This window comes from Tropicibacter sp. S64 (assembly GCF_049803835.1).
Classification (GTDB): Bacteria; Pseudomonadota; Alphaproteobacteria; order Rhodobacterales; family Rhodobacteraceae; genus Pacificoceanicola.
The window spans coordinates 258790-283774 of the sequence record NZ_JBNAGK010000002.1; the positions used below are offsets into that span (position 1 = coordinate 258790).

Annotated in this window: 30 protein-coding genes; all 30 read right to left on the reverse strand. The window is 64.4% G+C overall.

What is annotated here, in order from left to right:
* Positions 1 to 10 precede the first annotated feature (10 nt).
* The gene (locus ACP159_RS04410) at positions 11 to 1567 is read right to left on the reverse strand and encodes an NADH-quinone oxidoreductase subunit M (RefSeq protein ID WP_425098421.1); all 1557 of its coding nucleotides are present in this window, start codon (positions 1565 to 1567) and stop codon (positions 11 to 13) included.
* A complete protein-coding gene (gene nuoL / locus ACP159_RS04415; protein WP_425098422.1) occupies positions 1567 to 3774 on the reverse strand; it encodes an NADH-quinone oxidoreductase subunit L in 2208 nt (735 codons plus the stop codon). The genes ACP159_RS04410 and nuoL overlap by 1 nt, the downstream gene beginning before the upstream one ends.
* Before the next feature lie 4 nt (positions 3775 to 3778).
* Positions 3779 to 4084: an NADH-quinone oxidoreductase subunit NuoK gene (gene nuoK, locus ACP159_RS04420; protein ID WP_419409083.1), complete on the reverse strand. Its 306-nt coding sequence runs from the start codon at positions 4082 to 4084 to the stop codon at positions 3779 to 3781.
* Between the two features lie 154 nt (positions 4085 to 4238).
* Positions 4239 to 4379, reverse strand: a complete 141-nt coding sequence (locus ACP159_RS04425; protein WP_425098423.1) for a hypothetical protein — start codon at positions 4377 to 4379, stop codon at positions 4239 to 4241.
* 1 nt (position 4380) lies between these two features.
* Positions 4381 to 4983, reverse strand: coding sequence for an NADH-quinone oxidoreductase subunit J (locus tag ACP159_RS04430; RefSeq protein WP_425098424.1), 603 nt, complete (start codon positions 4981 to 4983; stop codon positions 4381 to 4383).
* Positions 4980 to 5387 (reverse strand): carboxymuconolactone decarboxylase family protein, encoded by a 408-nt coding sequence (locus ACP159_RS04435; RefSeq protein ID WP_425098425.1) that lies wholly within the window; start codon positions 5385 to 5387, stop codon positions 4980 to 4982. The genes ACP159_RS04430 and ACP159_RS04435 overlap by 4 nt, the downstream gene beginning before the upstream one ends.
* Complete coding sequence (gene nuoI, locus ACP159_RS04440; protein WP_425098426.1) at positions 5384 to 5878, reverse strand: NADH-quinone oxidoreductase subunit NuoI; 495 nt, start codon at positions 5876 to 5878, stop codon at positions 5384 to 5386. The genes ACP159_RS04435 and nuoI overlap by 4 nt, the downstream gene beginning before the upstream one ends.
* Positions 5875 to 6219, reverse strand: coding sequence for a hypothetical protein (locus tag ACP159_RS04445; RefSeq protein WP_425098427.1), 345 nt, complete (start codon positions 6217 to 6219; stop codon positions 5875 to 5877). Before ACP159_RS04445 ends, nuoI begins: the two co-directional genes overlap by 4 nt.
* Before the next feature lie 2 nt (positions 6220 to 6221).
* Positions 6222 to 7259 (reverse strand): NADH-quinone oxidoreductase subunit NuoH, encoded by a 1038-nt coding sequence (gene nuoH / locus ACP159_RS04450; protein WP_425098428.1) that lies wholly within the window; start codon positions 7257 to 7259, stop codon positions 6222 to 6224.
* A 7-nt stretch (positions 7260 to 7266) separates the two neighbouring features.
* On the reverse strand, positions 7267 to 7629 hold the full coding sequence (locus ACP159_RS04455; RefSeq protein ID WP_425098429.1) for a hypothetical protein: 363 nt from the start codon (positions 7627 to 7629) through the stop codon (positions 7267 to 7269).
* Between the two features lie 29 nt (positions 7630 to 7658).
* Positions 7659 to 9683: an NADH-quinone oxidoreductase subunit NuoG gene (nuoG, locus tag ACP159_RS04460; protein ID WP_425098430.1), complete on the reverse strand. Its 2025-nt coding sequence runs from the start codon at positions 9681 to 9683 to the stop codon at positions 7659 to 7661.
* A gap of 286 nt (positions 9684 to 9969) precedes the next feature.
* Positions 9970 to 10374: a DUF5333 domain-containing protein gene (locus ACP159_RS04465; protein WP_425098431.1), complete on the reverse strand. Its 405-nt coding sequence runs from the start codon at positions 10372 to 10374 to the stop codon at positions 9970 to 9972.
* A 120-nt stretch (positions 10375 to 10494) separates the two neighbouring features.
* Complete coding sequence (locus ACP159_RS04470; RefSeq protein WP_425098432.1) at positions 10495 to 10845, reverse strand: hypothetical protein; 351 nt, start codon at positions 10843 to 10845, stop codon at positions 10495 to 10497.
* Between the two features lie 141 nt (positions 10846 to 10986).
* Positions 10987 to 11199, reverse strand: coding sequence for a hypothetical protein (locus ACP159_RS04475; RefSeq protein WP_425098433.1), 213 nt, complete (start codon positions 11197 to 11199; stop codon positions 10987 to 10989).
* A gap of 9 nt (positions 11200 to 11208) precedes the next feature.
* On the reverse strand, positions 11209 to 11496 hold the full coding sequence (locus ACP159_RS04480) for a hypothetical protein (protein WP_425098434.1): 288 nt from the start codon (positions 11494 to 11496) through the stop codon (positions 11209 to 11211).
* Positions 11497 to 11500: 4 nt separating this feature from the next.
* Positions 11501 to 12799: an NADH-quinone oxidoreductase subunit NuoF gene (gene nuoF, locus ACP159_RS04485; protein WP_425098435.1), complete on the reverse strand. Its 1299-nt coding sequence runs from the start codon at positions 12797 to 12799 to the stop codon at positions 11501 to 11503.
* 10 nt (positions 12800 to 12809) lie between these two features.
* A complete protein-coding gene (locus ACP159_RS04490; protein WP_425098436.1) occupies positions 12810 to 13025 on the reverse strand; it encodes a DUF5337 domain-containing protein in 216 nt (71 codons plus the stop codon).
* 12 nt (positions 13026 to 13037) lie between these two features.
* Complete coding sequence (locus ACP159_RS04495; protein ID WP_425098437.1) at positions 13038 to 13763, reverse strand: hypothetical protein; 726 nt, start codon at positions 13761 to 13763, stop codon at positions 13038 to 13040.
* A gap of 201 nt (positions 13764 to 13964) precedes the next feature.
* Positions 13965 to 14960, reverse strand: coding sequence for an endonuclease (locus tag ACP159_RS04500; RefSeq protein WP_425098438.1), 996 nt, complete (start codon positions 14958 to 14960; stop codon positions 13965 to 13967).
* A gap of 34 nt (positions 14961 to 14994) precedes the next feature.
* The gene (locus ACP159_RS04505; protein ID WP_425098439.1) at positions 14995 to 16236 is read right to left on the reverse strand and encodes an NADH-quinone oxidoreductase subunit E; all 1242 of its coding nucleotides are present in this window, start codon (positions 16234 to 16236) and stop codon (positions 14995 to 14997) included.
* Between the two features lie 140 nt (positions 16237 to 16376).
* Positions 16377 to 16682 carry a hypothetical protein gene (locus ACP159_RS04510; RefSeq protein ID WP_425098440.1) on the reverse strand — a complete coding sequence of 102 codons (306 nt, stop codon included), beginning with the start codon at positions 16680 to 16682 and terminating at the stop codon, positions 16377 to 16379.
* A gap of 38 nt (positions 16683 to 16720) precedes the next feature.
* Positions 16721 to 17497 carry a hypothetical protein gene (locus tag ACP159_RS04515; RefSeq protein ID WP_425098441.1) on the reverse strand — a complete coding sequence of 259 codons (777 nt, stop codon included), beginning with the start codon at positions 17495 to 17497 and terminating at the stop codon, positions 16721 to 16723.
* A complete protein-coding gene (locus ACP159_RS04520) occupies positions 17494 to 18714 on the reverse strand; it encodes an NADH-quinone oxidoreductase subunit D (protein WP_425098442.1) in 1221 nt (406 codons plus the stop codon). Before ACP159_RS04520 ends, ACP159_RS04515 begins: the two co-directional genes overlap by 4 nt.
* Positions 18715 to 18773: 59 nt before the next feature.
* Positions 18774 to 19370: an NADH-quinone oxidoreductase subunit C gene (locus tag ACP159_RS04525; protein ID WP_425098443.1), complete on the reverse strand. Its 597-nt coding sequence runs from the start codon at positions 19368 to 19370 to the stop codon at positions 18774 to 18776.
* On the reverse strand, positions 19367 to 19900 hold the full coding sequence (locus tag ACP159_RS04530; RefSeq protein WP_425098444.1) for a NuoB/complex I 20 kDa subunit family protein: 534 nt from the start codon (positions 19898 to 19900) through the stop codon (positions 19367 to 19369). Before ACP159_RS04530 ends, ACP159_RS04525 begins: the two co-directional genes overlap by 4 nt.
* The gene (locus ACP159_RS04535) at positions 19891 to 20256 is read right to left on the reverse strand and encodes an NADH-quinone oxidoreductase subunit A (protein WP_425098445.1); all 366 of its coding nucleotides are present in this window, start codon (positions 20254 to 20256) and stop codon (positions 19891 to 19893) included. Before ACP159_RS04535 ends, ACP159_RS04530 begins: the two co-directional genes overlap by 10 nt.
* Positions 20257 to 20631: 375 nt before the next feature.
* A complete protein-coding gene (locus tag ACP159_RS04540; RefSeq protein WP_425098446.1) occupies positions 20632 to 21015 on the reverse strand; it encodes a hypothetical protein in 384 nt (127 codons plus the stop codon).
* A gap of 424 nt (positions 21016 to 21439) precedes the next feature.
* Entirely contained in the window at positions 21440 to 22300 is an 861-nt protein-coding gene (locus tag ACP159_RS04545; protein ID WP_425098447.1) for a hydroxymethylglutaryl-CoA lyase, read from the reverse strand.
* A 36-nt stretch (positions 22301 to 22336) separates the two neighbouring features.
* Positions 22337 to 23005 carry a glutathione S-transferase family protein gene (locus ACP159_RS04550; protein WP_425098448.1) on the reverse strand — a complete coding sequence of 223 codons (669 nt, stop codon included), beginning with the start codon at positions 23003 to 23005 and terminating at the stop codon, positions 22337 to 22339.
* Positions 23002 to 24945 carry a biotin carboxylase N-terminal domain-containing protein gene (locus ACP159_RS04555; RefSeq protein ID WP_425098449.1) on the reverse strand — a complete coding sequence of 648 codons (1944 nt, stop codon included), beginning with the start codon at positions 24943 to 24945 and terminating at the stop codon, positions 23002 to 23004. The genes ACP159_RS04550 and ACP159_RS04555 overlap by 4 nt, the downstream gene beginning before the upstream one ends.
* Positions 24946 to 24985: the final 40 nt, after the last annotated feature.

The following is a 24985-nucleotide window of genomic DNA, read 5'->3' on the forward strand; positions in this document are numbered from 1 at the left end:
CCCTGCCCCCTTAGTGTTCTTGAACTGCGGCAACGTCGGTCCCGCCGCCAAGGTTGGCGGCTGCCACGGCCGTGTCATACTCGGTCACCAGCGCCGCGACGCTCGGCCCGATGCGGTCGAGGATTGGCGCGGGATAGACCCCCATCCAGATCGTCATGACGACGAGCGGTGCGAAGATCCACTTCTCGCGCGGGGTCATGTCGGTGATCGTCTTGAGGCTTTCCTTGATCAGGTCGCCCATGACCACCCGGCGGTAGAGCCAGAGCGCATAGGCCGCCGAGAGGATCACGCCGGTCGTCGCGCCCGCCGCCACCCAGGTGTTGACCTGGAACACGCCCATCAGCGTCAGGAATTCGCCGATGAAGCCGGAGGTGCCCGGCAGGCCGACGTTTGCCATGGTGAAGAGCATGAAGATCAGCGCGTAGGCCGGCATGCGGTTCACGAGGCCGCCGTAGGCGTCGATCTCGCGGGTGTGCATCCTGTCATAGATCACGCCGACGCAGAGGAAGAGCGCACCGGAAATGAAGCCGTGCGAGAGCATCTGGAAGATCGCGCCATCCACGCCCTGCTGGTTCGCGGCAAAGATACCCATGGTGACGTATCCCATGTGTGCGACGGAGGAGTAGGCGATGAGCTTCTTCATGTCCTCCTGCACCAGCGCCACCAGCGAGGTGTAGATGATCGCCACGACCGAGAGGGTGAAGACGAGGGTCTGCATGACCTCCGAGCCAACCGGGAACATCGGCAGGGAGAAGCGCAGGAAGCCGTAGCCGCCCATCTTCAGGAGGATCGCCGCCAGCACCACGGAGCCCGCGGTCGGCGCCTGCACGTGTGCGTCGGGCAGCCAGGTGTGTACTGGCCACATCGGCATCTTGACCGCGAAGGAGGCGAAGAAGGCGAGGAACAGCAGCGTCTGCAAACCGCCGACGATCTGGATGCCGAGGATCGAGAAGCTCTCGGAGGCGAAGTTGTGGTCGAGCAGCTTGACGATATCCGTCGTGCCCGCGTCCGAATACATCGCGACCATGGCCACCAGCATCAGCACCGACCCGAGGAAGGTATAGAGGAAGAACTTGAACGAGGCATAGATGCGGTTCGCCCCGCCCCAGATGCCGATGATGAGGAACATCGGGATCAGGCCCGCTTCGAAGAACAGGTAGAAGAGCACCAGATCCAGCGCCATGAACACGCCGAGCATCAGCGTCTCCAGCAGCAGGAAGGCGATCATGTATTCCTTCACCCGCTTCTCGACGCCCCAGCTGGCGAGGATCGTCAGCGGCATCATGAAGGTGGTGAGCATGACGAAGAGCACGGAAATCCCGTCGACGCCCATCTTGTAGGTCATGCCAAGCAGCCAGCCGCGCTCCTCGACCATCTGGAAGCCGGTGTCCGCCGGGTCGAACTGGAACAGGATGAACAGCGAGATCACGAAGGTCGCGGAGGTTGCGATCATCGCCAGCCACTTCGCATTGCGATCCGCCGCCGCATCCTCGCCGCGCAGGAACACCGCGAGGATCAACGCCGCCAGCGCGGGCAGGAAGGTGACAATGGAAAGAAGGTTATCCATCAGTGCGCTCCTCCGCTGAGCGTCATCCATGTGATCAGCACGGCAATGCCGATCACCATCGCAAAGGCATAGGTGAAGATGTAGCCGGACTGCGCACGGCCCGCGAGCCGGGTGAAGAACGGCACGATGCCCATGGCGACACCGTTGATGGTGCCGTCGATCACATCCGTATCACCGCGCTTCCACAGGATCCGGCCAAGCGCCTTCGCCGGGCGGACAAACAGGAAGTCGTAGATCTCGTCGAAGTACCACTTGTTCAGCAGGAACAGGTACAGCGGCCGCTGGTTTTCCGCGAGTTGCTTCGGCAGCGCCGGGTTCACGATGTAGAACCAGAAGGACACGGCAAATCCGATCAGCATCGCGATGAAGGGGCTGATCTTGACCCAGACCGGCGCGTGGTGCGCCTCGTCCATGACGTGATTGTCCGCTCCCATGAAGATCGCGCCCTCCGGTGCGGTGCCCGGCATTGCGACATGGGTGCCGTCGGTCAGCGTGGCGTGATCGCCCATCGCCTCGCCCTCGGACTCAATCGTCTCGTCGTGCAGGGCTGCGGTCTCGCTGTCCGCACGGGCCGCTTCCGCCGCCTCGATCGCGCCCTCGCCGCTGTCGGCGGTGGCCGGCGCATTCTGCGCCTCTTCGGTGCCATGCCCAGCCTCCGCGGTCTCCTCATGGTGCGCTGGAATGCCGAAGAAGGCATTCACCCGGGCATGATCGCCGAAGAAACTGTTGTACCAGATCATCCCCGAGAACACCGCGCCAAGCGCCAGAACACCCAGGGGGATCAGCATGACCATCGGGCTTTCATGGGCATGATCGTGCGTATGCTTGTCGCCCCGCTGCTCGCCGTAGAAGGTGAGGAATATCAGCCGCCAGCTGTAGAAGGAAGTGAACAGCGCCGCGATGACCAGCATCCAGAAGGCATAGCCGCCCGCCGTTCCGGCCCAGGCGCTCTCGATCACCGCGTCCTTCGACAGGAAACCGGCAAAACCGATGTGGGTGAGCGGAATGCCGACGCCGGTGATGGCCAGCGTGCCGATCATCATGGCCCAGAAGGTATAAGGCAGCTTTTTCCGCAGGCCGCCGTAGTTCCGCATGTCCTGCTCGTGGTGCATGCCGTGGATCACGGAGCCCGCGCCGAGGAAGAGCATCGCCTTGAAGAAGGCATGGGTGAAGAGGTGGAACATGGCGACCGAGTAGACGCCGACGCCTGCGGCCACGAACATATAGCCCAGCTGCGAACAGGTCGAATAGGCGATCACGCGCTTGATGTCGTTCTGCACGAGGCCAACCGTGGCGGCGAAGAACGCCGTGGTCGCCCCGAGGAAGGTGATGAAGGCCGTCGCGTGCGGCGCGTATTCCATCAGCGGCGACATGCGGCAGACGAGGAAGACGCCCGCGGTCACCATGGTCGCGGCGTGGATCAGCGCCGACACCGGGGTCGGGCCTTCCATGGCGTCCGGCAGCCAGGTGTGCAGGATCAGCTGCGCCGACTTGCCCATCGCGCCGATGAACAGCAGCAGAGCGGCCACTTCGGCAGCGTTGAACGTGCCCCAAAGGAAATCGAGCTGCGTGTTCGCGATCTCCGGCACGGCGGCGAAGACATCGTCGAACTTGATCGAGTCGGTCAGATAGAACAGCGCGAAGATGCCGAGCGCAAAGCCGAAGTCACCCACGCGGTTGACCACGAAGGCCTTGATCGCCGCCGCGTTCGCCGAAGGCTTGCGGTAGTAGAAGCCGATCAGCAGGTAGGAGGCGACGCCGACGCCCTCCCAGCCGAAGAACATCTGCACGAGGTTGTCGGACGTCACCAGCATCAGCATGGCGAAGGTGAAGAAGGACAGGTAGGCGAAGAAACGGGCGCGGTAGCTCTCCTCGCCCTTCTTGAAGTTGTTGTCATGCGCCATATAGCCGAAGCTGTAGAGGTGCACGAGCGAGGAGACGGTCGTCACGACGATCAGCATGATCGAGGTGAGACGGTCGAGGCGGATCGCCCAGTCCGTCGACAGCGAGCCGCTCTCGATCCAGCGCATCACCTGGATGTGCTGCGTCTCGGGCCCGTGGGTGAAGAAGACGATCCACGACAGCAGGCAGGCGAGGAACAGCAGACCCGTGGTGACATACTGCGCCCCGGTAATGGAGATGTAGCGCCAGCCGAAGCCCGCGATCAGCGCACCGATGAGTGGCGCAAAGAGGATGATCGTTGCCATGGACTCAGCCTTTCATCACGTTGACGTCTTCCACGGCGATGGTGCCGCGGTTGCGGAAGAAGCAGACGAGGATCGCAAGGCCGATGGCGGCCTCGGCGGCGGCCACGGTCAGAACAAACAGCGTGAACACCTGCCCCGTCAGATCCCCCAGATGGGTGGAGAAGGCCACGAGGTTGATGTTCACCGCCAGCAGCATCAATTCGATGCTCATCAGCAGGATGATCACGTTCTTGCGGTTCAGGAAAAGCCCGAAAATTCCGATGACGAACAGCACCGCCGCCACCGTCAGGTAATGTTCCAATCCGATCATCTCACGTCCCTCCGGGTCTTGCCCGATTGTCGTTCTGTCTCGTCACGGCCCGCCTTGGCGCACCGCAGTCCCGGGCCTGACCCGGGACCTCATGTCTTGCCCCGGCCCATCCGGGGAGGACCCGGATCAGGTCCGGGTCTGCGTCGCGCGGGCCTCAGACCCGGGGCGCCCGCCTTGCCTTCCACCAGCGCCAGAGCGCCACGCCCAGCAAGAGCTTTACCGCATAGAGCGCCGCGATCCCGCCGACGCCCAGCACCGCCAAGGTCCCCTTGAGCGATGCCAGAAGGCCCATCATGTCAGAGCCCCTGCCCCGGCTTCACGTCCTTCAGCACCATCTGCTGTTTCGGATCGCGCAGGATCTGGCTGACGATGTCCTGCCGCTTGACGTCCGCGCGGTGGCGCAGGGTCAGGACAATCGCGCCGATCATCGCGACCAGCAGGATCAGACCGGCCAGCTGGAACAGCAGGAAGTACTTGTCATAGAGGATCAGCCCCAGAGCCGCCGTGTTGTGCACATCCGCCGGGACCGGGTTGGCCAGCTGGCCCGCCGCCAGATCGGAGGCTTCCCAGACGCCAAAGGCCATGGCCAGCTGCATCAGGATCACGATGCCGATCAGCAGGGCCAGCGGCATGTATTGCGCCATTTCCGCCTTCAGCTCGGCAAAGTCGATGTCGAGCATCATGACGACGAAGAGGAAAAGCACCGCCACCGCGCCGACGTAGACGATCACCAGCAGCATGGCGACGAACTCCGCGCCCATCAGCACGAACATGCCCGCCGACGAGAGAAAGGCGAGGATCAGCCAGAGCACCGAGTGCACCGGGTTGCGGCTGACGACCGTGAACAGGCCCCCCGCAATGGCGCCAAGCGCGAAGAGGTAGAAGGCAAAGGCCATCATGTCTCGTCATCCTTTTTGTCTTCCATGACCTGCTTGGCCATATCCATGGCGCGGGTCATGGCGGGAATGCCGGCGAACATCGACATCTGGGCGATGGTCTCGGCGATCTCTTCTTTCGTGGCGCCCGCTTCCAAAGCATGGCGCACGGTCATCCGGAACGGCGTCTCCGCCTGTGCGCCCTGCATGGTCAGACCGGCGATCGTCAGCAGCAGCCGGGTCTTGGCATCGAGGCCCTCTTTCGAGATGCCCTTGCCGAACCACATCTCCATGGCGTCCTTCGGCATGGTGGGCCACATCTTCTCGAAGCCCTTGGGATCAAACGAGGACAGCGCCGGGTTGAAGGCCTTCGCCATCTCCTGCGCCTGCTCCATCATCAGCTCGAAGGGGGTCTTGGGATCGCTCATCGGTACGGCGCGTCCAGTTCGAGGTTGCGGGCGATCTCCGCCTCCCAGCGCTCGCCGTTCGCCAAGAGCTTGTCCTTGTCGTAGAACAGCTCCTCGCGGGTTTCGGTCGAGAATTCGAAGTTCGGCCCTTCGACGATGGCATCCACCGGGCAGGCTTCCTGACAGAAGCCGCAATAGATGCATTTGGTCATGTCGATGTCGTAACGCGTGGTGCGGCGGCTGCCATCCTCGCGCGGCTCGGCGTCAATGGTGATCGCCTGCGCCGGGCAGATGGCTTCGCACAGTTTGCAGGCAATGCAGCGCTCTTCGCCGTTGGGATAGCGGCGCAGCGCGTGTTCACCGCGGAAGCGCGGGCTGAGAGGCCCCTTCTCGTGCGGGTAGTTCAGCGTCGCCTTGGGCGCAAAGAAATACTTCAGGCCGAGCCGGAAGCCCTCGATGAAGTCGAACAGCAGGAAATACTTGGCCGCGCGGCCGTAGTCGATCTGGGTCATTGTGTTTTCCCTCCAAGCTGCCTCGACAGGCACGCATGCAAAGCGTCCCAGCGATCCGCATTGCGAACAGTGGCCGCGCGTCGTGCAAGCGAAACCATTCCTTCGATGACGGTTCCGAAGCCAGCTGGCGTCTTGTTCGTTTCATATTCGGCGACGTAGAAATCCGTCACAGACCGATATCCGCCGAGACCGTAGAGCGATTTCGCTACGTCCTTGAACTCACTTCGGCAAACCGAGGTCTCCAGATCACCGATGGTTTCCGCAGCGCGGACTTTCGAAGCCGCAGAAACTGCGAAGGCAGACGACGCCAGCAACAAGACTGTTCCTGCGATGAACAACATCCTCACCCTCCCGTCGTCCAACGGGCATACGCCCCGAAGAACCAGCCGAATTTTGCCGCGAAGGCGACGAAGACCACCCAGACGAGGCTGAACGGCAGGAAGACCTTCCAGCCCAGACGCATCAGCTGGTCATAGCGGTAGCGCGGGGTGATCGCCTTGACCATCGCGAAGATGAAGAAGAAGAAGGCCATCTTCGCCACCATCCAGAGCGCCCCGTCCGGCAGGCCCGGGATCGGCGAGAGCCAGCCGCCAAAGAACAGCAGCGAGGTCAGCGCGCACATCAGGAAGATGGCGATGTATTCCCCGGCCATGAACAGCAGGAACGGCGTTGCCGAATATTCGACCTGATAGCCCGCGACCAGTTCCGATTCCGCTTCGGGAAGGTCGAAGGGCGGGCGATTCGTCTCCGCCAACGCGCTGATGAAGAACAGGAAGACCATCGGGAAATGCGGCAGCCAGTACCAGCTGAAGAAGCCGAAGTCGCCGTCCTGCGCCCGCACGATGTCACCGAAGTTCATCGAGCCGGTGGAGAGGATGATGCCGATGACGATGAGGCCGATGGAAACCTCGTAGGAGATCATCTGCGCGGCGGAGCGCAGCGAGCCGAGGAAGGGATACTTCGAGTTCGACGCCCAGCCGCCCATGATCACGCCGTAGACCTCCAGCGAGGACATGGCGAAGACGTAGAGGATGGCGACGTTGATGTCCGAGATCACCCAGCCGTCCGCGAAGGGAATGACCGCCCAGACGATCACGGCGAGCACGAAGGAGGTCATCGGCGCCAGCATGAAGACCGGACGGTCCGCCCCGGCGGGGATGACCACTTCCTTGACGACATATTTCAGCGCGTCGGCAACCGATTGCAGCAGCCCGTAGGCCCCGACCACGTTCGGCCCCCGGCGCATCTGGACCGCGGCCCAGATCTTGCGGTCGCCGTAGACGAGAAACAGCAGCGAGATCATCACGAAGCCCAAGACCGCAAGGCATTGCGCGAAGATGATCACCAGGGTGCCAAGCGGCGTGGTAAAGAATTCTGCCATCAGGTCCTCACACCATCGGTATTCCGTTTTCGGCACAGGCCAGCGCGACGACTTCGGCGTCGATGGTCCTCAGCCCCTCGGGCAGCGCGGCGGAGATGGTATAGACCGCATCCCCGCGCCATGTCCCGTCCTCTTGCGTCACGTTGGTCCTGAGGTGCCGGGCAAAGCCGTACCCCCGGATCAGCGCATATTGCGCCGCCGCGCATTCGGCGTAATCCGCCACGTCCGTGTTGTTCCGAGCGCCGCGCATGGTGACGTCGAACTGCACCAGATCGCCTTCGAGCAGGCGGGTCTCGATCCCCTCGTAGACGGGCGTGAACGGCCCGGTCTGCGGCGCGGCACAGGCGGCAAGGCCGACCGGCAGCGCCATCAGGCTTATGAGGAGGAGACCGCGCAAGATCACTCGGCCGCCAGCGGGGCGCTGGCCCGGTCTTTTGCGTTCTTCGACAGCTCTGCCATCAGCGTCGAGGCGCGGGCAATCGGGTTGGTCAGGTAGAAGTCCTTGATGGCGTGGCGGAAATCCGCGTCGCCCAGTTTGCCCGCGTCCACCTTTTGCCAGTCATTCTCCGGCACCGTGTCGATCTCCGCCAGATGCGGTACGTCGCCCACCAGCGCCTGACGCAGCTGCGCGAGACTGTCCCACGGCAAGGTCGCCCCCAGCTCGGCGCTCAGCGCCCGCAGGATCGCCCAGTTCTCCTTCGCCTCGCCCGGGGCAAACCCGGCACGCAGCGCCAGCTGCGGACGGCCCTCGGTGTTGACGAAGAGCCCCTGCTCCTCGGTATAGGCCGCACCCGGCAGGATCACGTCCGCGCGGTGCGCGCCCCGGTCGCCGTGGCTGCCCTGATAGATGACAAAGGCCCCGTCACCAATTTCCACCTCATCCGCGCCAAGGTTGTAGATCACATCGGCGGCCTGAACCGCCTCCATGCCCTTGTCATTGACTGCGCCGACGTCGAGCGCCCCAACACGCGAGGCCGCCGTGTGCAGCACCAGCAACTTCGCCGCCCGCGCCTCGGCAATTGCCATGGCATAACCCAGAACCGACGCGCCATCCGCCTCGGTCAGTGCGCCCTGGCCCACGATCACGATGCCGCGCTCGCCCTCGCCCACCGGCTCGCTCTTCGCAAGTTCCAGGTGCTCGGCCAGCGCCGCGCGGCCAGTGCCGAAGTGGTGCACGTCATAGGTCAGATCCACGACCGGCCCGATCACGCCGACATTGGCACCCCGCGCCCAGGCCTTGCGGATGCGGGCGTTCAGCACCGGCGCTTCCTCGCGCGGGTTGGAGCCGATCAGCAGGATGCCGTTGGCCGTGTCGATATCCTCGATGGCCGCGGTGCCGACATAGGCGGAGCGGTTCCCGGCGGGCAGCTTCGCCCCGTCGGTGCGCGATTCCACCACGCCGCCCTGCCCCTCGATCAGCGTCTTCAGCGAATAGATCGCCTCCACAGGTGCCAGATCGCCAACGATCCCGGCCAGCGCCTTAGCGCCCTTGATCGCCTCCGCGGCCTTTGCCAGAGCCTCGCCCCAGCTTGCAGGCCGCAGCTTGCCGTTCTCGCGCACGTAAGGCCGGTCAAGGCGCTGGCGGCGCAACCCGTCCCAGACAAAGCGCGTCTTGTCGGAAATCCACTCTTCGTTCACGCCGTCATGGTTGCGCGGCAGGAATCGCATGACTTCGCGGCCCTTCGTATCCACACGGATGGAGGACCCCAGGGCATCCATCACGTCGATGGACTCCGTCTTGGTCAACTCCCACGGACGGGCGGTGAAGGCGTAGGGCTTCGAGACCAGCGCACCCACCGGGCAGAGGTCGATGATGTTGCCTTGCAGGTTCGAGTCGAGCGTCTGGCCAAGATAGGAGGTGATCTCCGCATCCTCGCCGCGCCCGGTCTGGCCCATCTGTGTGATGCCCGCAACCTCGGTGGTGAAGCGCACGCAGCGGGTGCAGGAAATGCAGCGGGTCATATGGGTCTCGACCAGCGGACCGAGGTCCAGATCGGTCGACGCCCGCTTCGGCTCGCGGAAGCGGGAGAAATCCACGCCGTAGGCCATGGCCTGATCCTGCAGGTCACACTCGCCGCCCTGATCGCAGATCGGGCAGTCGAGCGGGTGGTTGATGAGCAGAAACTCCATCACCCCCTCGCGGGCCTTCTTCACCATGGGCGAATTGGTCTTCACCACCGGCGGCTGCCCCTCCGGCCCCGGACGCAGGTCGCGCACCTGCATGGCGCAGCTGGCGGCCGGTTTGGGCGGACCGCCGACGACCTCGACAAGACACATCCGGCAGTTGCCGGCAATCGACAGCCGTTCGTGGTAGCAGAAACGCGGCACCTCGATCCCGGCCTGTTCGCAGGCCTGAATCAGGGTCATCGCCCCGTCCACCTCCAGCTCCGTGCCGTCGATGATGATCTTGCGCAAATCGGACATGCCCGAGCCCTTCAGTTACAGTGCCTAGGGACGGCCCCGGATCGCCGATGTCGAGTGCTGGCAATACGGGCCGCGGTCGGGCGCGTTCTAACGCGGCTGGCGGCGAGACGCCAGCGTATATCCACACCAATCCCGTGAAAAATCGCCACAGTAACGGGCTTTTAAATGCATCCCGGCGAATGCGTCCGCCTCTGCGCGCTGCATTGCCGCGTAAAACGTCACACTCCGGAGAGGGTGAGTCTCCGGCGTGTGTTACTTGATGAAAACTCTCGGATTTCCGCCGATGTTAGCGCAAAAGCACGCCGATGGCGGTCTCCTTGTCCATCTGCGCCGCACCGAACGCGCAGAGCTGCGCCTTGTCCTTCGCGTCCACGCCCTGCGCCTTCAGCCACGCCGTCGCCTTCGCCCGCATCCGCTTCTTCTCGTCCTTCGAGGTCACGTAGTCCTCGATCTCGTCGTCGGAATAGCCGAGGTCGCCGGCGCGGCTCTTCAGCGCGTTGATGGTGAACAGCGCCTTGACCATGCGGGCGTCGATGTCCGGGCAGGTCTTGCGGATTTCGTCGGCGATGGCGATGGCCATCAGCGCGTTGTCGATCTCCGATACATCGCGCAGCGCCGGTTTCGCCGCCAGCGGACTCGCCAGCAGCGCGCCAAGGGTCAACGCGGTCAGGGTTCGGGGAATCAGGCGCATTGTCTCGCCTCCTTGCTCGATAGGACTTTTTCCGTCCTCACATGTGTACCGGGGCGGCTGTTATGCAATAGCAGCCCCCGAATACCCTTGTTTTTCAGCGAGTTTCCGCGAGGCGCCGCCTCACTTGTCGAGGCAGGTGCCCCGGAAGGTCAGCGTGTCGTTCTCCACGCGCATCGCCTCGCGCGGCGCGTCAGGACCCTCCTGCCAGTCGATGTCGGAGGTGCCGTAGAACTTGATGCAATGCTGGATGCCCTCGTACCGGGCCGCCTCGATCGCGCCGGTGAAGGACTTCGACACCGGCCTTGCCGTCGCGACGAAATTCACCCGGTTGCCGCGCTCGGATCGCACGCCGCCGTTGAAGCGCTGGCCGTCGAAGATTTCCGGGTTGGCACCGAAGCCGAACTTGTCCCGCAGACCGCCGCAGCCCGCCAGCGACAGTGCCAGAACACCCAACAGAATGACCCGCTTCATCGACCTGCTCCCTCGCACCCTCGTGCTTTTGCCTTTTATCCGACCGGTTTGGCGGGTCAACCCGCGATGGCCTGTGACTGCGCCGCACAGTCTCGCCAGTCCGGAGGGATTGGTCAACCCGTCACCGGAACTGCAGCACCGTCAGCCGAACAGGAAATAGCAGACGACAAAGAGCGCGACGACCCACAGGCCCGCCTGAACCATCCCCGCAATGCTGCGCCCGGAGTACAGGGTGCGCCGTGTCTCTCCGACCTGACCGCAGCCAAGGCACGGCACCCCGTGCGGATAAGGCGCATGTCCGCACTTGGGGCAGCTGTCCGGATGAAACTCGTTGTGGCCCTTCAATTGGTACATCGAATTCGGTCACGAACCGCCGAACAGCCAGGACCACCCGAAGGAGATCGCCAGAACTGCCGCGAGGATCAGCAGGAACAGCCCGATCCCGCGCAGGAACAGCGCGACGACCCAGCCGATGAGCGCACCGGCGGGCAGTCCCACCAGCGCCCCGACGATCCCGTTGGTCTGAAAACCGATCCATCCGGCAACGGCCAGCCCCACCAGTGCGCCCAGAATGGCCCACCACGAGCGCCAGCCACGCCCCTCTCCGCCGGCATCCACGAACGTCTCGAAGATGTCGCCGAAGTCGAGCATCGGCTTATTCCGCCGCGACCGCGCTCAGCTTGCCGGTCTTCTGCGCCTTGATCCGGTCCTCGATTTCGTCGCGGAAGTTGCGGATCAGGCCCTGGATCGGCCAGGCCGCCGCATCGCCGAGCGCACAGATGGTGTGGCCCTCGACCTGCTTGGTCACGTCGAACAGCATGTCGATTTCCTCGACCTCCGCCTCGCCCTTCACCAGCCGGTCCATGACCCGCATCATCCAGCCGGTGCCCTCGCGGCACGGCGTGCACTGGCCGCAGCTTTCGTGTTTGTAGAACTTCGACAGCCGCCAGATCGCCTTGATGATGTCGGTCGACTGATCCATCACGATCACCGCCGCCGTGCCGAGGCCGGAGCCCAACTCGCCGCGCAGGTAATCGAAATCCATCACCGCGTCGCGCATCTTCTCGCCGCGCACACACGGCACGGAGGACCCGCCGGGGATCACGGCCTTCAGGTTGTCCCAGCCGCCGCGAATGCCGCCGCAATGCTTCTCGATCAACTCCTCGAAGCTGATCGACATGGCCTCTTCGACCACGCAGGGGTTGTTCACATGGCCGGAAATCGCGAACAGCTTGGTGCCCGCGTTGTTCTGACGGCCAAAGCTGGCGAACCACTCCGGCCCGCGCCGCAGGATCGTCGGCACCACCGCAATCGACTCGACGTTGTTCACCGTGGTCGGGCAGCCATAAAGCCCGGCGCCCGCCGGGAACGGCGGCTTCATGCGCGGCATGCCCTTCTTGCCTTCGAGGCTTTCGAGCAAGGCCGTCTCTTCACCGCAGATGTACGCGCCCGCGCCATGATGCAGGTAAAGATCGAAGTCCCAGCCCGAGCCCGCCGCGTTGCGGCCCAACAGGCCCGCATCATAGGCCTCGTCGATCGCGGCCTGCAGGCACTCGCGCTCGCGGATGTATTCGCCCCGAATGTAGATGTAACACGCATGCGCCTGCATCGCGAAGGAGGCGATCAGGCAGCCCTCGATCAGCGTATGCGGATCGTGGCGCATGATCTCCCGGTCCTTGCAGGTGCCCGGCTCGGATTCGTCGGCGTTCACCACGAGATAGGACGGACGCCCGTCGGATTGCTTCGGCATGAAGGACCATTTCAGACCCGTCGGGAAGCCCGCGCCGCCGCGCCCGCGCAGGCCGGAGGCCTTCATCTGGTCGATGATCCAGTCCCGACCCTTCTGGATGATCCCGGCGGTGCCGTCCCAATGCCCGCGCTTCTTCGCGCCATCGAGGGTGCGGTCATGCATCCCGTAGATGTTGGTGAAGATGCGGTCCTTGTCCTGCAGCATGGTCTCGATCCTATTTTTGCTGGCGCGCGCGCCAGAGGCCGTAAATCATCCAGATCGCCCACCCGAAGGCGGCAATCGCCGCAAGGTCGAACAGGGCCAGGGTCCGCGAACTCCAGCCCATCGAAGCGCCAAGGGCGTTAATGGCGATCCAGGCAACACCGGTCCCGGCAATCAGGAGCGCAATCCTGCGCCCGGTCTGCTGATGATCCGGTGATGCCTTTGTCATGTCCCCTGCCGGTTACCCTTTGGCGGGCGATTTGTCTACGGGATTGGAAGGGTTTGACGCGGTTTTCGCCGGGGCCGCGGGAGCCGTGGCGGCGGTCTGGGCCGCAGGCTTCGGCGCGGTCTCGGCTTTCACCGGAGCGGGCTGTGCAGCCGGGGCCGGAGCCTGTGCCGGGGTCTCGGCCTTGAGCGGAGCCTTGGGAGCCTCCACCTCTGCGGCTGCGGGAGCCTTGGCAGGGGCCGGCTTTTCAGCAACCGGCGTTGCCTTGACCGGAGCCGGGGCCGCCTTTTCCGCAGCGGGTGCCGGCTTGGCCGGGGCCTTTGCGGTTGCGGCGGGGCGGGCCGGAGCCTTGCGCGCGGTTGTCTTGCGGGTCGCGGGCTTGCGGGCCGGGGCCTTGGCCACAGGCGCACTCTCGGCCTTCGCGGGCGCGGCAGCTGCCTTTGCAGGCGCGGCTTCGGCCTTCGCCGGCTCGGCGGCCTTGGGTTCAGGCTTTGCGGCGGGTGTCGCCTTTGCGGCGGGTGTCGCGGCGGGCTTGGCCGGTGCAGCGGCCTTCACTTTCAACGCCGTCGCGGGCGTGTTGAACCGCATGCCGCGCGCAAAGTTGAACGGCACGTCGAGCGCCGCCTGCGTCATGGCATATTGCATCTCGATCACCATACCGGCCTGCCTGGCCCAGAGGTCGATCATCGCGCCGAAATCCGGCGTCATGGAAGCGGTGAGTTTGGAGGTGTAGATGGTCACGTGTACGGTCCCGAAATCTGTCCAACGCGGGGTATCCGCGTTCTGCAGCGGCGCCGCTCCTCCCAGGCAGAGCCACGTTACGAGGCCTCGCACACCCGTCAGGGCTGTGCAAGGCCCTCCCTTGTCGCAGGGCTTCGGGCGCACGCGCCCTGCCCCGTCTGGTGTTCCGCGTCCGCGCCCCGTTCCCCGGGGTCACGACCGTCAGTAAACCTTGCCGTCCTCGACCCGCTGGGAGAACTCCGTCTCGCCACCGGCCGCGAGGATCTTCGCCTGTCCGACCCAGTCGTCCCGGGTCGCCCGGCCCTTGAATCCGATCAGGTTGGCGTCGATCCACGCCAGTTCGTCCGCGCTCCAGGCGGCGATCTGGTCGAAATGGTAGATCCCGAGGTCGTGGCACAGGTCCTCCAGCTTTGGACCGATGCCCTTGATTTCCTTCAGGTTGTCCGGCTTGCCGCCGCGCGCGCCCTCCAGCATCGCGGGCTTTGAGCCTTCGTTCGCGCCCTCGATCACGCCATCGCCATCGCGGTCAACGGAGTCGCCCGGCGCACCCGCAGCCGAGGCGTCGCCGCCGTATTTCCAGGTGCCTTTGCGCGACGCCAGTTCCGCCGTTCCGGCCAGAGGCTTCGACGGTTTGATGACGGGTCCGCCGTCCGAGGCCCCAGTGTCCGCCGCCTGCGCGGGTTCCTCACCCGCCGGTTCCCCGGCGTCCGCCACCGGCGTCTTTCCGCCGTCTGCGCCGCCATCGTACTTCCACTCGCCCTTGCGCGAGTCGAGGTCAGCCTCCCCGGCCAGCGCCTTCGACGGCTTGACGAGCGAGTCCGTGTCGCCGGTGCCCGCCGTCTCCACCGCTTCACCCGACTCCGGCTCCTCCGCCGGCGCGGCTGCCGGTTTTGCCGTCTCCGCGGGCTTGGCCGCCTCCGTCGGTTTCGCCACCGCAGACGCAGCCTTCGGTGTCGCCGCCGGACCAACCGCCGCGCCCGTCAGCGCCGCGCCGGTCGAGGCATTCGCCACCGACGCCGTGCCGGACTTGCAGAACATCCAGGTGAACAGCAGCCCGAACAGCCCGAAGACCAGCAACCCGAGCAGCAAAGACGCGGCAAAGCCGACGGTCCCGAGATTGAGCAGGAAACACAGGGCGCCAAGGCCCCCGGCCACGCCCCAGCATTTCATCGTGCAGTTTCCGCTCGGTCCACTCATCGGATCACTCCCCTATCCGGTTGATCGGGGCGGCCTAGTCGTAGACGTCCCCTTTTTCCACACGCTCAGAAAACTCGGTTTCCCCGCCCGATGCCAGTGTTTTTGCCTGCGCAACCCACTCGTCCCGGGTCACACGGCCCTTGAAACCCTCGAGATTGGCGTCGACCCAGGCCACTTCCGCCTCCGTCCAGGCCGCGATCTGGTCAAAATGCCAGAACCCGAGTTCGTGGCACAGCTGTTCCAGCTTGGGCCCTATACCCTTGATTTTCTTGAGATCGTCCGCGCCGCCCTCGCGCGGTGCGTCGAGCGTCGCAGGCTTGCTGCCCACCACGTCCTCCGCCTCCCCGGCAGCCGTCGCCGCGGTCTCTCCTTCTTTGGTCTTAGACGCGGCTTCAGAGGCGGAATCATCCGCCTTTTCAGGCGCTTCCCCAGCCTTGGTGGCATCCGATTCCGGCTTGGCCGTGGTCTTCGCCGCCGCCTCGCGCTTGTCGATGCCGGTGTCGTCCACGGGCCGCGTGGCGCTCGGTTTCGGCTCCGGTGCCGGCTCGCCGGTGGTGGTGGTCGCCGAGGCATCGCCCCAGGGCGCGCGCAGCGGCACTTCGGTGCCGTCGATGCGCTTGATCGTGTCACCGATGTCCTGCGCCAGCTGCGCCGAGCCGTTCAGTTTGATCGACGCGTTCACGTATTCGGTCAGCGAGGTGATGCCGCTCTTCGGCTCCGCCGCGAAGCGCCCGTTCTGCGGGCCGACCTGCGGCACCGCGCCCTTGGCCAGCGCATCCAGAAGGCCCCGCAGCGACTCCGCCGTCAGGTCCTCGTAATAATCCTTGCCGATCTGCGCCATGGGCGCATTGGCGCAGGCGCCGAGGCATTCCACCTCTTCCCAGCTGAACTTGCCGTCCGCACTCAGCTGATGTGCCTTCGAAGCGATCTTCTCCTTGCACACCGCGATCAGGTCCTCCGCGCCGCAGATCATGCAGGAGGTTGTCCCGCAGATCTGGATATGCGCAACGGAACCGACGGGTTGCAGCTGGAACATGAAGTAGAAGGACGCCACTTCCAGCACCCGCATGTAGGGCATGCCGAGCATCTCGGCCACGCCCTCGATGGCGGGACGGGTGAGCCATCCCTCCTGCTCCTGCGCCCGCCACAGAAGCGGGATCACCGCGCTGGCCTGACGACCGGCGGGATACTTCGTCATCTGCTTCTCGGCCCAGGCCAGGTTGTCGGGCGTGAAGGCAAAGCTGTCGGGTTGGTCTTTGTGCAAACGGCGCAGCATCGGGCTGTCTCCAGGTCGGCGCACCGCGCGGGGACGGTGCTGTCAGGTCTCACTCATGCCCGCAAGGGGCGGCGCACCGCGATTGCAGTGCACCCATATCTGTTCCGGACGCGCAAACGCCTCCGCCGCCGATCGGCGGATCAGGTCTGCGGCGTCGCCGTGGCGATGGCCGAGGGTGCGCATTTGCCGACGACGGAGCGCACGCCGCCGTTCTCGACCGACACCGCCTCTTCGCGCTGCACCTTGTACTGCGCCACCTGGATGACCATCTCGCGCGGCATCCCGGTCTGCAACTCCACCGGCAGGTAGTCGCCTTCGGTCGCCAGCGTACAGCCGATGGAGGCCACAGCCGCGTCGAAGGCATCGAGATCCGCCTGCGTGACCCCGTCGGGCATCATGCAGCCGGCGAGCGGCACTACGGCAACCAGTGCAACAATCTTCTTCATGTATCGTCCCTCTTCGAAATCCCGTCTTTACCGCGGGCCTACGTGCAATCCCCGAGCAGGGTCAGCGATTTGCCATCCGCCGCCATCTGAAGGCGGCTGCCATCCTGCTCCAGCGCCTTGCCCGCCGCGTCATAGGGCTTCACCAGCGCATCGCGCAAGTCGAACAACCGTCCATTCGCCTCGCTGAGCCGTGTGCCCGCGTCGACCAGGATCTTGTCTGGCGAGGCGAACAGCGCGCTTATCAGATCGTCGATCGGGCGCGGCCTGCTCTTGGCCAGCGTGGCCGCAAGCGCGTCCACCTGCGCCGCATCGACACCCAGCTCATTGAGCAGCGTCACCCAGCGCATCCGCTCCATCTCGTCCTGCGGAAAGGCGTCCAGAGTGATCGAGCACCCCTCGCCGAACCGGCCGATCACATCCCGCGCGGCGGTCCAGACAGCCCGGTCATAGACCTCCGGCGTCAGCCCACCCGAAGCCGCCTCCGCCGCGTCGATGGCGGTGATCAGCCCGTTCACCTGCAGCAGCGTCTCCTGCCGCGCCTGATCCTCCGGCGAGAGCAGTTCCGCCGCTTCGGCCTCCGCCTGGGCTGCGGCCATGCCACTCACCACAGGCTTGCAGGACGTGAGCACCACGGCGCTTTCGGTGTCCTCCGCCATGCAGAAGAAGGTGATGCCGCCCTGCTCCACCGCAATGGCTGGCGGAGCGAGGAATTGCGACACACGGAATGGCTGATCCGCCGCGAAAGCCGGTGCCTCCTGCGCCAGCGCGGAGCCGGCCAGCAGCATCGCGCAACCGGAGGCCAGCAGGCTTCTCACCGGTCGATCTCCCCGAACACCACGTCCATGGTGCCGATGATCGCCGCAACATCCGCCAGCTGATGGCCCTTGGTCACATGGTCCATCGCCTGCAGATGCGGGAACCCGGGCGCGCGCAGCTTGGCGCGGTAGGGTTTGTTTGTGCCGTCCGAAACGAGATACACCCCGAACTCGCCCTTCGGCGCTTCCACGGCCACATAGACCTCGCCCGCCGGCACCTTGAAGCCTTCGGTATAGAGCTTGAAGTGGTGGATCAGCGCTTCCATCGAGGTCTTCATGTCCGAGCGCTTCGGCGGGGTCAGCTTGCCCCGCGCCAACACATCGCCCTGCCCTTCGGGCGCGCGCAGCTTGGCAATCGCCTGATGGATGATGGAGACGGACTGGCGCATCTCCTCCATGCGGCAGAGGTAGCGGTCATAACAGTCGCCGTTCTTGCCAACGGGGATCTGGAACTCGAACTCGTCGTAGCACTCATAAGGCTGCGCCCGGCGCAGGTCCCAGGCGAGGCCAGAGCCGCGCACCATGACGCCGGAGAAGCCCCACTCGTTGATCTCTTCCTCGGTGACCACGCCGATGTCGCAGTTGCGCTGCTTGAAGATGCGGTTTTCCGTCAAAAGGCCGTCGATGTCGTTGAGCACTTTGGGGAACTCGGTCGCCCACTCCTCGATATCGTCGATCAGCTTCGGCGGCAGGTCCTGATGCACACCGCCGGGGCGGAAGTAGGCCGCGTGCAGACGTGCGCCGCAGGCCCGCTCGTAGAACACCATGAGCTTTTCGCGCTCCTCGAAACCCCAGAGCGGCGGCGTCAGCGCGCCAACGTCCATGGCCTGCGTGGTCACGTTCAGCAGGTGGTTGAGCACCCGGCCGATTTCACAGAAAAGCACGCGGATGAGGCTGGCACGGCGCGGGATCTCGATGCCGCAGAGCTTCTCGATGGCGAGGCACCAGGCGTGCTCCTGGTTCATCGGCGCGACATAGTCGAGGCGGTCGAAATACGGCAGGTTCTGCAGGTAGGTCCGGCTCTCCATGAGCTTTTCCGTACCCCGGTGCAGCAGGCCGATATGCGGGTCCGCCCGCTCGACGATCTCGCCGTCCAGCTCCAGCACCATGCGCAACACGCCGTGCGCCGCCGGGTGCTGCGGGCCGAAGTTGATGTTGAAATTGCGGATCTTCTGCTCGCCCGTCAGAGCGTCTTCGAAACCTTTGGAGCCGTCCATCGTTTGGCCTCCCTTAGAGCCGGCGTGAGGGTGAGTAAAATCTTATACCAAGATTTTACTCACCCCTTCGCTTCCGTCTTCTCATCCCCGGGCAGCACATATTGTGCCCCCTCCCAAGGCGACATGAAATCGAACTGGCGGTATTCCTGAACCAGCGAAACCGGCTCGTAAACCACCCGCTTCTGCTCCTCATCATACCGCACTTCGGTATACCCGGTCGTCGGGAAGTCCTTGCGCAGCGGATGGCCGCGGAAGCCGTAGTCCGTCAGGATGCGGCGCAGGTCCGGATGCCCGGTGAAGATCACCCCGAACATGTCGAAAACCTCGCGCTCGAACCAGTTGGCCGAGGGATGCACCGAGACGATCGACGGCAGCATCTCGTCCTCGCGGATCGAGACACGCAGGCGGATGCGGTGGTTCTGGTACATCGACAGGAAGTGATAGACCACGTCGAAGCGCTTCGGCCGCTCCGGGTGATCCACGCCCGTAATGTCCACCAATGTCGTGAACTTGCAGGTCGAATCCGTCTTGAGGAACTCCACCAAACCGCGAATGTTCGCCGGAGCCACGTCCACGGTCAGCTCGCCCAGAGCCACGTCCCAGCCAAGGACGCAATCCGGGCGTTTCATCTCGATATGTGCGCCGAGGTTGTTCATCGTACCAGCGTCCCTGTCCTGCGGATCTTCTTCTGCAGCGCCATGATACCGTAAAGCAGCGCCTCCGCCGTCGGCGGGCAGCCAGGCACATAGACGTCCACAGGCACGATACGGTCACAGCCGCGCACCACCGAGTAGGAGTAGTGATAGTAGCCGCCGCCATTGGCGCAGGAGCCCATGGAGATCACGTAGCGCGGCTCCGGCATCTGGTCGTAGACCTTGCGCAGCGCCGGGGCCATCTTGTTGGTCAGCGTGCCCGCGACGATCATCAGGTCCGACTGGCGCGGCGAGGCACGCGGCGCGGTGCCGAAACGCTCCATGTCATAACGCGGCATGGCGGTGTGCATCATCTCCACCGCGCAGCACGCCAGACCGAAGGTCATCCAGTGCAGGGAGCCGGTCCGCGCCCAGTTGATGATGTCCTCCGTCGAGGTCAGCAGGAACCCCTTGTCCTGCAACTCGCGGTTCAGGGTCTGGGTGGCGACTTCCTTGTCCGCCCCCGCCGTGTAGCCTCCGGCCATCACTCCCATTCGAGTGCCCCCTTCTTCCATTCATAGGCAAAGCCCGCGGTCAGCACCCCGAGGAACACCACCATCGACCAGAAGCCCACGTCACTCACATCCTTGAAGGCCACGGCCCAGGGGAAGAGGAAGGCGATTTCCAGGTCGAAGATGATGAAAAGGATCGACACGAGGTAGAACCGCACGTCGAATTTCATCCGCGCGTCGTCAAAGGCGTTGAACCCGCATTCATAGGCCGAAACCTTCTCCGGATCGGGATTGCGCACGGCGATGATCACGGCGGCAAGGATCAGGACAAGGCCAAGGCCAATGGCGATGGCCAGGAACACGAGGATGGGAAGGTATTCCCGCAGCATCTCTTCCACGAGGCGGCTCCTTCAATGTGGCTTGCGCAACAAGGGTCTGCGCGGCTTGCCGCCTGACTTATCCCTCTGCGCGGTCAGGGTCAACAAGCACAGGCCATTATCCGATGAGGGAACACGGGCTGCCCGCCCGGTTTTTCCGCGCAATTCTTCGAGAGTGCTCAGAGGGATAGCCGCAGCCGACCGATTGGTGCCCTGGCCCCGCGCCGATCGGTCACGGGCGGCGCGGGACTTGCCGGGGGTGTCAACGCCAGGCTGCGGCCCGAGTCCCGTATGTCAAGGTCCGCCGGACGACTCCGCCCCGGGCCTACCGGATTCCCCGATGCGCACGGCAGCCCTTCCCGCGATGCGGGGCTTCCTGATTGCGGGAAAGGTCCGTCACCCCCACCCCGAGACCACCATCACGTATCCGGCCAGCGCCGCCATCACCAGCGTCACCGGCCCCCAGACCGCCCGCTCCCGCAAGCTCGGCGTGATCCAGTTCAGCACGCAGGTCCCGCAAGCGAGCGTCAGCGCCGCCCAGCCGGTCCAGCGCGGCCAGCCCAGTCCGGGAAATCCCGCCGCGTTCAGCACCGCCAGCGCCTGAAGGATCACCACCGGAATGGACAGCGCGGCGATCACCCGGCCCCTGACCGGCAACGCGCCCTCGACCTGTCCGCCCTGCGTATACGCCCCCAGTGGCACGCCGGCGATCAGCGCAATCTGGAAGAACACGATGGCAAGACAACCGGTGGCGTAAAGATGGGCGATCTGGGTCAGCATCCCCAAGTTTCCTCCACTATCCCGTTTTTCTCACCGATTTCAGCGTCCCGCCTTTTCCCTGAATCAACCTGCGACACAAATGTCCCGATAGCACCGCAGGTGCGACAGGGTATTTGTGGCTCAGGTTTAAGGCGGGGCGCTTTAACCAAGTTTAAGAAGCATTTTCGCCTGAAACCTGTTGGTATCGGCACCATTCGGAATTCAACATCAGGAATATGTACGAAACCCGCGCAGAATCGCACCAAACTTCGGAGTATCCGCCGCAAATGAGTGTCGAGGCCCCGGAGTCCGTTGTGGAAGATGAAGGCGCGGCAACAAGATGCGGTAGGACGGTGCCACCGTACGGTGTCTTGACCCCACCGCGCGATGCGTTGACAAACGGGGCTGTCGGAACCGGAAATCGCCCCGTTTGGGCACCGGACACTCACCCGCCGGACGCCCGCATCGCCCGCGCCATCGCGCCCGCCTGCTCCAGCACGGATCGCGTCAATCCCGTCTCGTAACCCTTTGAAATCAAGAAATCATGCACGGATTCTGTTGCCACATTCCCCGCCGCTCCGGGGGCATAGGGGCAACCGCCCAACCCGCCGACAGCCGCATCGAACACCCGCACCCCATGCTCCAGCGCCACCGCCACATTGTCCAACGCCCGCCCGGATGTGTCGTGAAAATGTCCGGCTAACGCCCTGACATCCATGACATTTTTCACGGCCTGCAACATCGCGTCGACGGCCTCGGGCGTGCCGCGTCCGATTGTATCACCGAGGGAGATCTCGTAGCACCCCATATCGCGGAGCGCTTCGACTACGAACACAACATCTTGTGGATTCACCGGACCGTCATAGGGACATTCCACCACGCAGGAGACATACCCCCGCACCGGCACGCCCGCCTCCCGCGCCATCGCTGCAACCGGTTGAAATCGTTCGAGACTTTCCGCGACACTGGCGTTGATATTGGCTTTCGAGAACCCTTCGGAGGCCGATCCGAAAATCGCCACCTCATCCGCCCTCGCCTCAAGAGCACGATCCAAGCCTTTGATATTAGGGGTTAAAGCGGAATAGCGCACGCCCTGGGCACGGTGTATTCCGGCCAGCACCTCACCGCTGTCCGCCATCTGCGGCACCCACTTCGGACTGACGAAACTGGCGCATTCGATCCGCCGGAACCCGGCCCCGCTCAGACAATCGACCAGCGCGATTTTATCGGCGGTCGGGATCAACCGCGCTTCGTTCTGCAAGCCGTCCCGAGGGCCGACCTCGAAGATTTCCACCGTCTCAACCACGCCCCACAACCCCTTGCCATGAATTGATATATTGGTTCATCCGGCCTCCGGAACCGGGTAGAAGTCCTGGCTGTAGAAGCGCTGCGGCCCTTCCCGCTCGACACACCGCCGAAACGCATCCCGCGCCTCCAGCCGCGCCTTGTAGGCCATCAGCTTGGGAAACGGATCGAGGTGTACGTAATACGGCGCCGCGAAAAGGTTAAAGCCCATCATGATATCCGCCGCCGAAAACCCGCCCGGCAACAGATACTCTCCCCCCATCCGCGCCTCCATCCCGGCAAGCGTCCCCTTTAGCCTCGCGGCCATAAGCTTAAGAAAAACAGGGTCTTTTTGCGCCGGAGGCCGCAGGAAAAGGTGTACCAGATTGAGTGTCTCGATCAGGCTGGCCTGTGTCTCGGCGTAGTGAATCCACTGCAGGTAATCCGCTCGCTCCGGATGCTCCTCCGCCCGCCCCAACTCTGGCGCGAACCGCTCCGTCAGATGCTCGACGATGGCGCCCGACTCCGCCATTTCCAGGCCCTCGTACTCGATCGCCGGAATGCGCACCGCCGGCGACACCCGCGCCAGGCCGCTTTCCCGCATCTCCTTGGTTCCAATACGATGTTCAACGATTTCCAGCCCGCCAAAGGTCTCCAGCCCGATCTCCTCAAGCAGCCAGAGCACCCGGAACGAGCGGCCGTATTGCACGTGATGCAGTGTGATCATGCCGTCTCTCCCTCGATCTCCAGACGGATCAGCGGCGCGCCCGCCGCGACCTGGTCTCCCGCCGAGACGAGCACCTCCGCGACCGTGCCGTCCAACCCCGCCGTCAGCGTATGCTCCATCTTCATCGCTTCGAGCACCGCCAGCCGATCGCCTGTACTGACGGACTGCCCGGCCTTGACCAGCACCGCGACCACCTTGCCCGGCATCGGGGCCAGCGTCACGCCATCGCCGCCCGCCGCCTGCGCCGCGCGCGCCAGCGGATCGACGATTTCGAAGGCGACGCCGTAGTCGCGCAGCACCGTCAAATGCCCACCGTCGCGATGTACCCTCGGGGCCGGACGGCCGTTCATCCACCAGCCGCCAATTCGATATTCTGCAATGACATCAGAATCATCCACGTCGATCTTCACAGAATCAGGTCCAGTCACACTCAGGCGACAGTGGTGTTCCGTCCGTCCGGCCAGCGTTACCGTCCGCACCAGCGGCTGCCAGAGCGCAAAGCCCCGGTCAAATCCCCCGGACCCGTCGAGACCGGCTGCACAGAGCGCCGCCGAAGCAATGGTTTCATGATTTATTTCAACTGGTTCCGTAAGAGACTTCAAGTCCCGCGCAATCAACCCGGTATCGACTTGCCCGACAGCAAACCCAGCGTGTTCGGCCAGTGCCCCGAGGAAGGCGAGGTTCGTCACTGTTCCCGCCACCTCGGTCCCGCGCAGAGCACGTGCCAGCTTGCGCAGCGCGACCGCCCGTGTCGGGCCATGCACGATCAGTTTTGCGATCATCGGGTCGTAGTGCGGGCTGATGTCATCGCCTGAAGAAACGCCGCTATCAGACCGGACTTCCTCGGGAAATTTCAAATGGGCAAGATGCCCGGTCGCCGGGAGAAAGCCCGCCGGAACATCCTCCGCATAGAGCCGCGCCTCGAAGGCATGGCCGGAAATCGTCAGATCCTCCTGCGCCATGGGCAAAGGCTCCCCCGCCGCAACCCGGATCTGCCATTCCACCAGATCGACGCCGGTGATCGCCTCGGTCACCGGATGTTCCACCTGCAACCGCGTGTTCATCTCCATGAACCAGAACCCATCTGGCCGCAAACCGTCCGAGCCATCGACAATGAACTCGACGGTCCCGGCCCCCTTGTATCCGATGGCTTCCGCTGCCCGCACCGCAGCCGCTCCCATGGCCGCGCGCATCTCCTCGGTCATGCCCGGCGCCGGGGCCTCCTCGATCACCTTCTGGTGCCGCCGCTGCAGCGAGCAATCGCGCTCGAACAGATGCACGGCTTTCGTCCCGTCCCCGAAAACCTGCACCTCGATATGGCGCGGCGCCGTCACGAATTTCTCGATCAGCACCGCGTCATTGCCGAAGGCGGTGCGCGCTTCGGCCCGTGCCCGCTCCAGTCCGTCGGCAAAGTCCTCTGCCGTCTCGACCAGCCGCATGCCCTTGCCGCCGCCACCGGCAACCGCCTTGATGAGCACCGGAAACCCGATCTTCTCCGCCTCCATCGCCAGCAGTGTGTCGTCCTGGGACGCCCCGTGATAGCCCGGAACAACCGGCACCCCGGCCTTTTCCATCAAAGCCTTCGCCGCGTCCTTGAGACCCATCTTGCGGATCGCGGAGGCCGATGGCCCGATGAAGGTCAGCCCTGCCGCCTCCACCGCCTCGACGAACTCGGGGTTCTCCGACAGGAAGCCGTAGCCTGGATGGATGGCCTGTGCGCCCGTCGCAAGGGCGGCATCAATGATCCGCGCCCCGCGCAAATAGCTCTCTGCCGGCGCCGCGCCCCCGATGCAGACTGCCTCGTCGGCCATGCGCACGTGTTTCGCCGCGCTGTCCGCGTCGGAATGCACCGCGATGCAGCGCAGCCCCATGGCCCGCGCCGTTTCCATGACCCGACAGGCGATCTCGCCCCGGTTGGCAATCAGGATCGTGTCAAACATGGCCAGCCTCCCGGGCATCCAGGCCCTGTTTTTCTTCTCT